This is a genomic window from Mesorhizobium waitakense (assembly GCF_056431085.1).
The window spans coordinates 1,996-13,480 of record NZ_JBWKME010000217.1 but is presented as its reverse complement, the minus strand read 5'-3'; the positions used below and the strand labels follow the sequence as shown (position 1 = coordinate 13,480).

9 protein-coding genes and 1 pseudogene are annotated in these 11,485 nt (G+C 56.1%); 7 read left to right on the top strand and 3 right to left on the bottom strand.

All coding sequences use genetic code 11. The features are described from left to right. Window positions 1–80 precede the first annotated feature (80 nt). A complete protein-coding gene (locus tag AC07FD_RS38605) occupies window positions 81–1,688 on the bottom strand; it encodes an ABC transporter substrate-binding protein (RefSeq protein ID WP_478354069.1) in 1,608 nt (535 codons plus the stop codon). Window positions 1,689–2,127: 439 nt separating this feature from the next. Here AC07FD_RS38605 and AC07FD_RS38600 point away from each other — a divergent pair, with 439 nt between their 5' ends. After that, window positions 2,128–2,892 (top strand): hypothetical protein, encoded by a 765-nt coding sequence (locus AC07FD_RS38600; RefSeq protein ID WP_478354068.1) that lies wholly within the window; start codon window positions 2,128–2,130, stop codon window positions 2,890–2,892. Window positions 2,893–3,223: 331 nt separating this feature from the next. Here the strand turns inward: AC07FD_RS38600 and AC07FD_RS38595 are convergent, their stop codons facing one another. Next, window positions 3,224–4,108: a LysR family transcriptional regulator gene (locus AC07FD_RS38595; RefSeq protein WP_478354067.1), complete on the bottom strand. Its 885-nt coding sequence runs from the start codon at window positions 4,106–4,108 to the stop codon at window positions 3,224–3,226. A 172-nt stretch (window positions 4,109–4,280) separates the two neighbouring features. Here AC07FD_RS38595 and AC07FD_RS38590 point away from each other — a divergent pair, with 172 nt between their 5' ends. The 5 genes from AC07FD_RS38590 (at window position 4,281) to AC07FD_RS38570 (ending at window position 9,407) form a co-directional block, all read left to right on the top strand. Further along, window positions 4,281–5,699, top strand: a complete 1,419-nt coding sequence (locus AC07FD_RS38590; RefSeq protein ID WP_478354066.1) for a diaminopimelate decarboxylase family protein — start codon at window positions 4,281–4,283, stop codon at window positions 5,697–5,699. A 40-nt stretch (window positions 5,700–5,739) separates the two neighbouring features. Further along, entirely contained in the window at window positions 5,740–6,216 is a 477-nt protein-coding gene (locus AC07FD_RS38585) for a VOC family protein (RefSeq protein ID WP_478354065.1), read from the top strand. A 45-nt stretch (window positions 6,217–6,261) separates the two neighbouring features. Next, a complete protein-coding gene (locus tag AC07FD_RS38580; RefSeq protein WP_478354064.1) occupies window positions 6,262–7,002 on the top strand; it encodes an SDR family NAD(P)-dependent oxidoreductase in 741 nt (246 codons plus the stop codon). A gap of 52 nt (window positions 7,003–7,054) precedes the next feature. Beyond that, a complete protein-coding gene (locus AC07FD_RS38575; RefSeq protein WP_478354063.1) occupies window positions 7,055–8,572 on the top strand; it encodes a M81 family metallopeptidase in 1,518 nt (505 codons plus the stop codon). A 70-nt stretch (window positions 8,573–8,642) separates the two neighbouring features. Further along, on the top strand, window positions 8,643–9,407 hold the full coding sequence (locus AC07FD_RS38570) for an SDR family NAD(P)-dependent oxidoreductase (protein WP_478354062.1): 765 nt from the start codon (window positions 8,643–8,645) through the stop codon (window positions 9,405–9,407). A 145-nt stretch (window positions 9,408–9,552) separates the two neighbouring features. Here AC07FD_RS38570 and AC07FD_RS38565 read toward each other — a convergent pair. Then, window positions 9,553–10,314 (bottom strand): annotated as a pseudogene (locus AC07FD_RS38565) (NAD(P)/FAD-dependent oxidoreductase); the annotation flags it as partial. A 160-nt stretch (window positions 10,315–10,474) separates the two neighbouring features. On the opposite strand from AC07FD_RS38565, the gene AC07FD_RS38560 reads away from it, so the two are divergent. Beyond that, the coding region (locus AC07FD_RS38560; protein ID WP_478354061.1) for an IS110 family RNA-guided transposase at window positions 10,475–11,485 on the top strand (1,011 nt) is incomplete at its 3' end.

Sequence of the window (11,485 nt, the reverse complement as noted above, 5' to 3'; positions counted from 1 at the left end):
GACAAGCAGAAATACGAAAATCCCGACCATCGCCATGACGGCGATGGCCGAGACCATCCTGCGCAGGATGTAGGCCGCCACTAAGCTGAGGCCTTCTGCATGTTCCACATGGGGAAGCGCAAGTCTGGCCCCTCGATAAGACCAGTGAGCGCATTACTGCGCGCCACTGGCGCCAAAACCTTCCCCAGCATGATGCAGCCGACGAAGTCCCACCAAATCCCTTGCATTTTGCGGGCGAGTGCCTGCCGCTCTTCGAGTGTTGCGACATCCGGCCATTTGGCCCGGAGCGCCTCGTATTCGTCGTTCTTTGGCCAACCGTAAAACGCATCTTCACCATTTGCGTGCAAGACGGAACAGCCGATCGGATTGCCGAAGCCATGATCGGGCCAGTCCGAAATGAACATGCTCCAGCCGCCATTCTCGACAGGGCCCTTGTTCGCCCGAGCCGTGGAAAACTCACTGAAAGACATCGGCCCAAGCACAACATTGACCCCGATCTTGCGCAGAACATCGGCCAGTAGCAGCGCGGCATTGCTGGCCACCGGCCAGTCGGTAATTTGAAAAAGATAAACCTTCTCGCCGGCATAGCCGGCCTCCTGGAACAGCTGTTTGGCCCTCTGCGGATCACCACCCTTCTTGTACCATCCCGTATTCTCGTCATTGGAATAGGGACCACTATCTCCGAAGATCGAAATCAGGCTGCGACCGTAATTGGGATCGGGAGAAATGACGCGAAGGAACGAATCCTGGTCAATCAGGTGAAGCATCGCTTGGCGCGCTTTGACGTTGTTGAAGGGTGGCTGCAGGAAATTCATGCGTAGATAGAGGTCATCCCCTCCCTTATCCAGAAGCTGAAGTTCAAGATTGGGGTCGCTTTTGATAGTGCCGTAAAGATCGGCGGGTGGCTGCCAGACGAGATCAACCTCACCTGCCTGCAAGGCGGCCAAGGCTGTCTGCTCATCCGCAATATTTTGCCAGACGACTCGATCGACCCTAACGACCTTCCCACCGGCGTGTCCATCGGGGGGCTCTTGGCGCGGCACGTACTTTTCGTTGCGGTCGTATGTGAAACTCGCACCTGGGCGAGCAAGAGCATCATTGAACGTGAACGGCCCCGATCCGATATTCGCGGTCACCTGCTCGGTTGGGGGACGATCTGCGTCCTTTTCGCGCATGACGGCTAGGAAATTTATGCCTCCTGCCAGGAGATCGATCAGAAGCCCTAACGGTTTCTTGAGAACGATCTTGAACGTCTTGTCGCCCGTGGTCACGATATCGCTGGTCCGCTCCTTGATTAGTTTCCCACCGCCGTCCACCTGCCACCAGCGACGGATGGATGCCACGCAGTCCGCCGCGGTGACGGGACTGCCGTCGTTGAATTGCAGGCCATCCCGAAGCTCAAACGTATAGGTCATTTTGTCTTCGGAAACCCCCAATTTCCCCACCATTTGCGGCTGCGGCACGAGCTTGGAATCGAGCGCGAAAAGCGTGTCGTATACCGCCCAGGCATGCATGTAAGTGATGTCAGAGATGGACAAGATTGGATCAACAACAGTGAGGTCGGCCATCGCCATCCGGACAGTCCGAGCGACTTCTGGCGATGACTGTGCCCGAAGGATCGATGGTATCGACAACGCTGTTCCAGCTGCCATACTTGCCTTGATTAAGCTGCGTCGAGTGATTGTCATTTTTTATTCCTCCTCTTTCTATAATCTCTCGGTGTTTCCCATATCCGTAGCTGAAAAATATGTAGAGTGCGGACAGGTAAAGCCAGACAGCGTGAGCACCGATCAGCGACGGAAACCGACGACGTTTCAAACTACTATCTGCATCTCCAAAAATTACGTTCAATCCGACACGCGAGCAACCGCATGCCGGTTAACGTGATACCATCCTTCGGGATTTTCCTTCGAACCGTTGACCTCGACAAATGCTTTGTTCTGCACGATATGTTGCCTTAAAGTGACCAATGGACAACGGCATTCGGTGTGCGCGTCGGAGGATGCGCAAGCAGAAGGACGAAAACGTCACGATTAGTGCAGACACGACGGGAAGGCCGGGTCTGCATGTCGACGCGTGCTGGGGCGGCTTCCTTTCCCCGTTCGCCAAGGACTTTGAGTCCCCGGCGTGACTTCGATTTCAGCGGACATTCATAAGCATGGCTACGGCGTGAAGGGAGCTTCACTCCTGCTTTTCCGCGACAAGAGCGTTCAGTCCTATCAAGAGTTCGTCTTTCACGACTGGCACCGCGGCAGCTACGTGACGCCGTCCCTGCCCGGCTCAAACCCGGGTGGATCGATTGCCGCGGCTTATGCGGTGATTAGGTACCTGGGCGAGGAGGGTTATCTCGAGATCGCCAAGGCCACGATGGAAGGGACGATTAGCTGGATCGATGGCGTCAACACCATCGAGGGTCTGAAGTGTTTCGAGCCGGTAGGCGAGTCGAGCATTTTCGGCTTCTACTCGACGGAGTCCACACTCGACACACTGGGCATCGCGGAATTCATGCAGACACGGGGCTGGTTGCCGGGTCTAGATACGGACCCCTATGCAATTCAGCGGGCCGTCACGGCCGTTCACGGACCTTTCGTGAACAACTATCTGTCCGGTTTGCGAGATGCGGTCGATCACGTCCGCTCAAAAAACGCAAACGGCGCCTTTAACCCCCGGACGTATCGAACGTCTGGATGTCTGGAGGGAGACGCTTCGAACGGTTGCCTGTCTTACAAGCCGCCAGATCAATGTGCGGCGGACCGACGGGGACTTTCATGGTTTCCTCTGACGCATACCACGCTGACTGCTCCATACGTCATGATCTTCGTGTCAAGTGCGCTGCAGCGCTTTGAGCTCTGCTGGAGATTGCAAACCGGGGTCTTCTTCATTCCCGATTAGGCCTGAATCGATGGACCGACCATTACCGGAAAAGTGTTCAAGGACCATCGATGAAAACCTGAAGCCCATCATTGCCGTCGTGTCTACGCTGATCGTGAGCGTCTCATGGGTGCGATCCGCCTTTCTCAAAGTCGGACAGCTGCTTGAGAATGCTCTTCGAACTGAACTTCGGCCGCTGTCCTTCAGCGGCCGAGCCGTTGGCCACCATCACTGCCCCGGACTACGGAAAATTAGCATTGCCACCTAACGGCAGATGATCCGGTTACGCCGATTAATTGTGCTTAGGTAGCGCCGAATACCGTTGGCGGCCGACAACTGAACGCTTCGAGTTTCATCGTTCCAGGATATCAGCTAGCCAGCGCCGCAGCGCTAGTATCGGAGCGGTCACAGATCGCGACTTCGTGGTCACAAGGCAGTATGAGCCCAGGTGGACATTCGTCGACAAGACCTCGACGAGTTCACCTGTCTCGATATGCTGGTCGACAAGAAGGCTTCCTGTCATCGCAACGCCCTGTCCAAGTCGCGCCGACTCGATCGTCTGCTGACCGTTCCACAGCTTGGGGCCGCGTAGGGACAGCGGTCCTGAACGTCCAAGATGGTCGAACCACCGTTCCCATTGGCCAGTCGACTCTTCATGGATGAGCGGCAGTTTCAGAAGTTCATCAACGCACGACACCGGCCCGTGACGGCCAAGGAAGCTTGGGCTAGCCACGGGAAACATGCGGGGACGATTAAGCACCTCCACATGGCATCCCTCGCGCTCCTCGCCATCGAACAGGAACACGATCTCTGCATCAGCCTCGTTCGCCGCCAGATCGGGACGCTGCCGTGTCGGCCGAAGGGCGACATCACACCCTGGCAGGTAACTCTCAAGACCTGGCAGCCGAGGAAGCAGCGTGATCGATGCGATGCCCGGCGTACACCAGATATCCAGCCGGGTTGGTAGGTCGGGCTTCAGCTCTGACGTGGCGAGTGTGATCGCTTCAAACGCCCTAGATATCTTCTGATAGTAACGTTCACCTGACCCCGTAAGTGTCAAGCTCCTCCCCTCACGCTCGAAGAACGCCACGCCGAGACGGTTCTGAAGGTTGTGGATGTGGCGCGAGACGGCCGTATGGCTAACAGAAAGCTCTTCTCCGGCCGCGCGGACACTGCCGGTCCGGGCAACGGCTTCAAACGCGCGAAGTGCGATAAGTGGTGGCAGACGGTGGCTCATCTCTCGAAATTTGCCCAGACCTCAACCTCGGTTATCTCGGCCAATTGGTCACTTATAGTCAACATATCCTCGTGAACAAAGCAATTGTCGCGCTTGCCGCCTGGGAGGACATTCGCCGCGTCGAACAGCAGTGATTGCAGCAGACGTAGAGATCGCAGATTCCAGAGGCTTAATGATGACTGAAATCCCTGCAGGACGAGAATTTCTCGGCTCTAATCCCCGCGAGCATGTGACCAATGTGATCACGCGCACTGACCACATCGAGGTATCGCAGGACGGCGATCTGATCTTCGACGGTTGTAGGGCCGAGGATCTGCTCTCAGAATTCGGCTCTCCGCTTTATGTGGTGAGTGAGCAAACGCTGCGCGAAAACTTCCGCCGGATGAAAGGCGTCTTCGAAAGGCTCTGGCCGAACAAGGTCGTTGTCATGTACGCCATCAAATCGAACAACAATCCGGCGATCCGGGCCGTCATCCATCAGGAGGGCGGTGGTGGCGACTGCTTCGGGCTGGGCGAACTGCACTCCACGTTCATGGGCGGTGCCGATCCCGAGCGGGTCGCCATGAACGGCAGCAACAAGACGCAAGCCGAATTGCGCGCAGCCATTCAGAAGGGCGTCAACGTCAACATCGATGCGGTGGATGAGATCCGCATGCTGGATGCGATATGCGCGGAGCTTGGAACGGTCGGGTCCGTCGCCTTGCGCATCAAGAGCGCTCCGGAAAGCCTGGCAGGTTCGTCAAGTGACTACTTGGGGCTGACCAGCGACGTCAGGCAGTTCCTGCTGCGGGAGAAGTGGGGATTTTCGGTCGACTCCGCCCTTGATCTGGTTCCCCAAATCCTAACCTGTCGGAACCTCCGGCTGCGCGGCTTCAGTCTTCACACGCCTCGATTTACGCAGGATCCCGAGCTGTTCGCTGCGTGCACACGCGACTTTGCAGAAACGATCATTCGGATCCGCGAAGCCACGGGCTATGTCCCAGAGCTTATCGATATCGGCGGTGGCTGGCCTCGAGACCGCGACCCGGAATCGCGGACGCACACGCTAAACAGCTCTTCGGTCGAAAACTTTGCTGAAGCGGTTGTGGCCTCACTTCTCGACACATTCAGGTCGCACCAGTTGCCTATTCCAGAGCTTCGCATGGAGCCTGGGAGATTTATTGTCGGTAACGCTGTGGCGCTGCTGGGCCGGGTAGGTCAGATCAAGCGGGACTGCGGGATGGTGTGGGTCAACGTTGACTTCAGCACCAACAATCTGCCGCGTATTGATACGGCCGGCAGCGCCTACCACTTCCTGCCTGCGAGCGGGATGGATAGGGCCTATACCGAGCTAGCCCAAATAGTCGGATCGACCTGCATTGACTCGCGTATGGCGGACAATTGGGCAATTCCCAAATTGGCCACCGGCGAGCCTGTCGTAATCTTGGATGCTGGAATGTACGCCGATTCGGCATCGACGCAGTTTAATAGCGTTCCTCGACCTGCCACGGTGATGATCTGCAATGGCACGGTTCATATGATCAAGCGGCGGGAAACCGTCGAGGATCTTTATCAAAATACCTCCATACCCGATCACTTGTTGCCCAAGTAACGGCTTCGTCAGAATTTACGCGATGACCGGGAGTTCATCAATGAACGATATCGACGAGATAAGCCTTAACCATTTCAGCTTCACCGTAGAAGACCTCGACAGGACTGTCTCGTTCTTCGAGCAGGTTTTCAACTTTGAAATCCTTACGAAAGGCCCCCGCGACACGGCGATGATACGCGCCGTGACAGGGTTGGACGAGGCCGACATCGTTGTGGCCTTCATGAAGGGACCAGGCTTCGTCATCGAGTTCATCGAGTATGTAGGCCAGCTTAGGAGCCGGCGAATGGATATGCGCCCATGTGACGCGAGTTTCGCGCATCTTGCCTTGAATGTGCCTGATCTCGAGGAAGTGCAGAAGCGAGCGGAAGAATATGGTGGTCGGCCTCTTGGAAAGATCGGGACCGTTGACACAGGGCCGAACAAGGGCAAACGCCTGATGTACATCCAAACATGGGACGGTGTGACTGTGGAGATCATGGGGGACCGTCACCCTGACGGTCCCCAGCAGAGGGAGTGACTAGTTCGCATTGGCGGCGCATCGAAAGGGTGCGGTGGAGGTGACATGCACGACTTTGGTGGACGAGTCCTGTGGCTGACAGGAGCGAATGGCGTGATTTCCTGGGAGATCGCGCGCATCTTCTTATGCCTAGGCGCTTTCTGCGTCCTGACGGACCTGGACGAAACCGGCATCAAGGATTTCGCAAGGGAACTAGACTCGACGGAGGAAAGGGTAGTCGGCATCAAGCAGGATGCCGGGAAGTCCGGGGATGCTGATGCCGTGGCCGCCGAGATCAACAGGCGTTTCGGCAAGCTTGACTTTCTGGTGACCAGCGCGGGTCTTTACCGCGACCAGATGATTCACGACATGACCGACGAACAGTGGAAGCTCAGCACCGAGGTAAACCTCGACGGGGTGTTCTTCACTTGCCGCGCGGCAATTCCGTTGCTCGCCAAAGGGGGCGCGGTCGTGAATGTGGCCTCAGTAGCGGGTCATTGCGGAAGCTACAATCATTCGAGCTATGCAACCTCTAAAGGCGGCGTGTTAACCTTTACGCGCACTCTGGCTTTGGAGCTTGCGCCTGATGTCCGGGCAAATGCCGTGTCCCCCGGTCTCATCGATACGCCAATGGTCAAGACCCTGCTCGAAAAGCAGGGGCCGCAACTGATCGCGTCGACACCGCTGAAGCGCATGGGCCGGCCACAGGAAGTGGCACAAACCGTGGCGTACCTTTGCTCGGATTGGGCGAGCTTCATCACAGGCGAAACCGTCCACGTCAACGGCGGCCGCTACATCGCCGGTTGATCGTTCCAGCGAACGACCAGGAAAACGTCTCATAATTCGGAGGTCAGACAGTATGAAAATATTATTCGGTATGGTCGGTCATGAAAGTAGTACCTTTGCTTCCGATACTGGGGATTTCAAACGTTGGGCTGACGCTGGATGGTCGGTGGGTCAAGAAATCTTTGGAAAATTCCGGAATACGCCCAGCGATTTGGGCGGAATGATCAAAGCAGCGGAAGAAGATGGGGTGGAGTTAATTCCGACGGTTGCAGTGATGAATGCCGGGCCGAAACTTACTAAGGAGGCCGTCGAATATGCCGTAGGGGAATTAACTAAGGTTGCCAAAGAACGAAAGGGTGAATACACGGGGATATGTTTGTCGCTTCACGGCGCCGGCTGTGCCGAGAACACGGACGACTTAGAGGCCTATACCTTGGAAAAGGTGCGGGAGGTGGTCGGGCCGGACACGCCGATCACCGTTTCCCTGGATCTTCATGGAAATATCACTCCGGAAATGGTCAAATTGTCGAACGGCCTGTTCGGCTGCAAGCAATATCCTCACGTCGATATGGCGGATGCGGGATATTTGGCAATGAAAACCCTTGTTCGCAAATTGCGTGGCGCAGCAACTCCTCAAACAGCCCTTGTTCAACTACCTTTAATGGTCGATTCGCTAATTGGTAACACCTTTAACGACCCCATGAAATCTATCACGGACTACGTGGCCGACTATGCCGCTAAACACGACCTGATAGATGCAGCTTTTTTCCATGGTTACAACTTTACAGATGTGCCTTGCGTTGGAGCCTCTGTAGTGGTTGTGGCTGAAAAAGGGGCAAAGGAGGCCGCCGAAGAAATCGCCATGCACATCTGGGAAAAGAGGGACCAACTGAAAGGCGAGTGCCCTATGCCGGATGTGGCTGTAGATCGAGCTCTAGACGCGCTGAAAAAACCCGGAACAGGCTATGTTGTCATTGTGGAAGTTTCTGACAATCCTGGTAGCGGGGCGCCTGGCAATGGAACCCATCTTCTGCGCGAGATTCTGAGCCGAAATCTTGCCAGGACAATTTTCGGATTCATTTCCGACCCTGAAATTGCCCTCCTTGCTCACAAAGCCGGTGTTGGGGCAGTAGTTTCTGGCTTGCTAGGCGGTAAAATCGACAAGATTTCCGGTGACTCAATTGAATTGCACAACGCAAGAGTGTGCGCACTATCAGACGGAAATGCCACTTTCGTGTCTCCCATGATGGAAGGGCTACCAGTGTGTTACGGCAAAACAGCTCGCTTGCGCGTTGGCAATGTAGAAATTATCGTTACAGAGTTTCCCGACAGCGGCACTATGGATGATCGTCCTTTTTTGATTACTGGTGCCGACGTTACTCAATATGAGATAGTTTGTCTAAAAGGCCTCAACCACTTTCGAGCATTTTTTCAACCTAGAGCCAAGGCAATCGTGGCTACCGACCCGCCCGGCAGCGCAACTTGCAATCTTGATTCCTATAATTACCGAAGAATCCGTCGGCCGATATATCCCATTGATCTCGAAACAACATTTCCGTTTAGTTACAAAGCGCAGCACGCGATAAATTGAAGCGAACAGTTCTCAATCGCAGCGACCTAACGCCACTGACCTTTATTGTGATACTCGATAGGACGGGAATATGCTGAATACGAAACGATCGGCTTCGGGTGCCGGAGAAGGGCGTTTGGCCGGCCGAAGGGTTGTTCTGACAGGGGCTGGCTCCGGGATCGGCCGCGCTACTGCGGTTCTAATGGCTGCAGAGGGAGCAACCCTTGCCTTGCTCGATCTGAGGGAAGACGGTCTTCGAGAGACCTATTCCATCAGCTCTGGTAGCACTCATCTCGTCGACGTATCAGATCAGAGTTCAGTAGAGTTGGCTATCGCTGGCGCCGCGAACGCTATGGGGGGCATTGATGGCCTTGTGAACTGTGCTGGCATTTTGGCGATCAAAAGCCTCCAAGAGACGACCCTGGATGTGTGGGAGCGTGTCCTCGCAGTCAATCTAACTGGAACCTACCTGGTTTGCCATGCGGCTTTGCCATGGCTTCGGAAGGAGGAACGTGCTGCCATCGTCAATATTTCCTCGGGTCAGGGTCTGAAACCATTCGCGGACCAAACTGCCTACGCTGCTTCGAAAGGCGGAGTCATTGCTTTCACGAAGGCTCTCGCCAGCGAGCTAGCGCCAAAGATCCGCGCTAACGTTATCTGCCCAGGCTTTATTGACACCCCAATGACTGCACCTGAACTGGGAAATTCGATCCCCGCCGACTTCTCCAACTATCTTCTGGGTCGAGCCGCCCAGCCGTCGGAGGTCGCGGAAGCAATCTTATACCTCATTTCCCATGCGTCTTCTTACACGACCGGGGCTACGCTGACAGTCGATGGCGGAAGAACGCTCTACTAAGCCACACTGGTGACGCAACCGTGTTCAGTTCTGTGTCCATGTCGCACCTCCCCACTACTTTTAGCGCCAGTGAGATCCGCAAATGACCTGCGAGCTTTCATTAAATTTTGGGATGGTACGCTGAGGCCATTTTACGCCTCAGCGATCACATCGGCTTTGGCTTTATAGGAATATTTCTGTCCTCAGTGGGTGACAGGATATCGGCACCCGGTATCGACACGGTATCGCCGTGTAGCACCCAGTCCGCCGCGATCATGCCAATGACAGGCGCAAGCTGGATTCCGTAACCGCCAGCTCCAGCGGCTGTCACGAGCCTGGGTTCGGACGGATCGATGCAGCCGACAAAAGGGCGATGATCTGCTGTGGTGGGATAGAGGCCAGCCCAACCCCGGCCAAGGCGAGCGCCAGGCAGATCCGGGACACGTTCAAGAAGCAGCTCTGCCAGCATGACTTTCGAAGCTTCGTCACACTGCTCGTTGTAGTCGTCAGGATTTTCGCTAGCGGGCGAACTCACTTTGTGGACTTCGGCGATCAGCTCATTCCGCTTTTCGTGACGGAAATTGAGACCGCTTCCCTCCCCATTAACAAGGTCCATCACCATCGGCATCGTGTAGTCGAGTGGTTCATCAAGATGGATCGTTATCGCCTCGTGCCGTTCGGGGCCTATGTGCAGCCGCTGGTTGAAGAGCGTCAATGCTGCCGGCGCCCAGGCGCCGGCAGCATTGACGACGAAGTCGCAGTCGACGTCCCCTTTATTGGTAGTCAGTCTATAGCCTGCGGTTTGGCGGGTCACGCCAACGAGTTTGCAGAACTGATGAATCTTCCCACCTTGCGCACGCACCATGGCGGCAATGAACGTGCACATTTCGTAAGGATCGAGAAATCCGTCGTCCGGCCCAAACAGGCCTCCTTCAAGCCCAGCAGGTAATTACATGGGGTAATCGCGGGAGCCGCGTCCACGTGCCGCTTTGTAGCCCTTGCGCATAGGCGGCGGTTGTTCCCCGATATGATGAAAAACGGGCTCACGAGTCGGACCCGGGCCCAGCAGCAATCGGAGAACAACAACCATGGACCAATTTATCGGCCTTGATGTGTCATTGAAAGAGACCTCGATCTCGGTGCGGCAGAATGGCAAGCGGAGCTGGCGCGGCAAATGCCCATCTGATCCGAAGTTGCTGGCCGAAGTGATCTGCAAGCGTGCGCCCAACGCGAAGAAGATCGTCTTCGAGACCGGCCCCTTATCGGTCTGGTTCTATCATGCGCTGACGGGGGAAGGCCTGCCGGCGATCTGCATCGATGCCCGTCACGCCAAAGCGGCGCTCGACATGGCGCCGAACAAGACCGATGCGAACGATGCAGACGGTCTGGCGCAGCTTGCAGAAGTTGGCTTTTACCGGGAGGTGCGGGTCAAGCAGTATGACAGCATGCTGACCCGCACACTGGTAGCCGCGCGCAGCCAGCTGATCAAGATCGTAACCGAGCTGTCCAATCAGATCCGTGGGCTGATGAAGACATTCGGGCTGGTCGTTCCCAAGGGTGCCGGCCGCGTATTCGAAGCCAATGTCCGAAACCTGATTGTCGATAACAAGGGACTGGAGCGGATTATCCTGCCTCTGCTCGAGACCTGGCGCACCGTGCGCGACCGGGCGGCGGAACTTGATCGGCAGCTTGTCGCCGCTGCGCGGGAAAGCGCGCCATGTCAGCTGCTGGTGTCGATACCGGGTGTTGGCTCGGTTGTCGCAGCCTCCTTCGCTTCAGCGATCGAGGCTCCGGAAAACTTCAGGACATCTCGTTCAGTTGGTGCGTGGCTCGGTCTCACCACCCGGCGCTACCAGTCTGGAGAAGTTGATTTTGACGGGCATATATCGCGGCGTGGCGACAACCATCTGCGGGGTCTGCTTTATCAAGCTGCCGTGGTGATCCTAACGAGAACCCTTGCTGACAGCACGCTTCGAACCTGGGGACTGAAGCTCAGGAAAAAGGTCGGCTTCAAGCGGGCCGCGGTCGCCGTGGCGCGCAAACTCGCTGTCATCATGCACACAATGCTGAAAACCGGCGAGCCTTTTGATCGGTCCGCC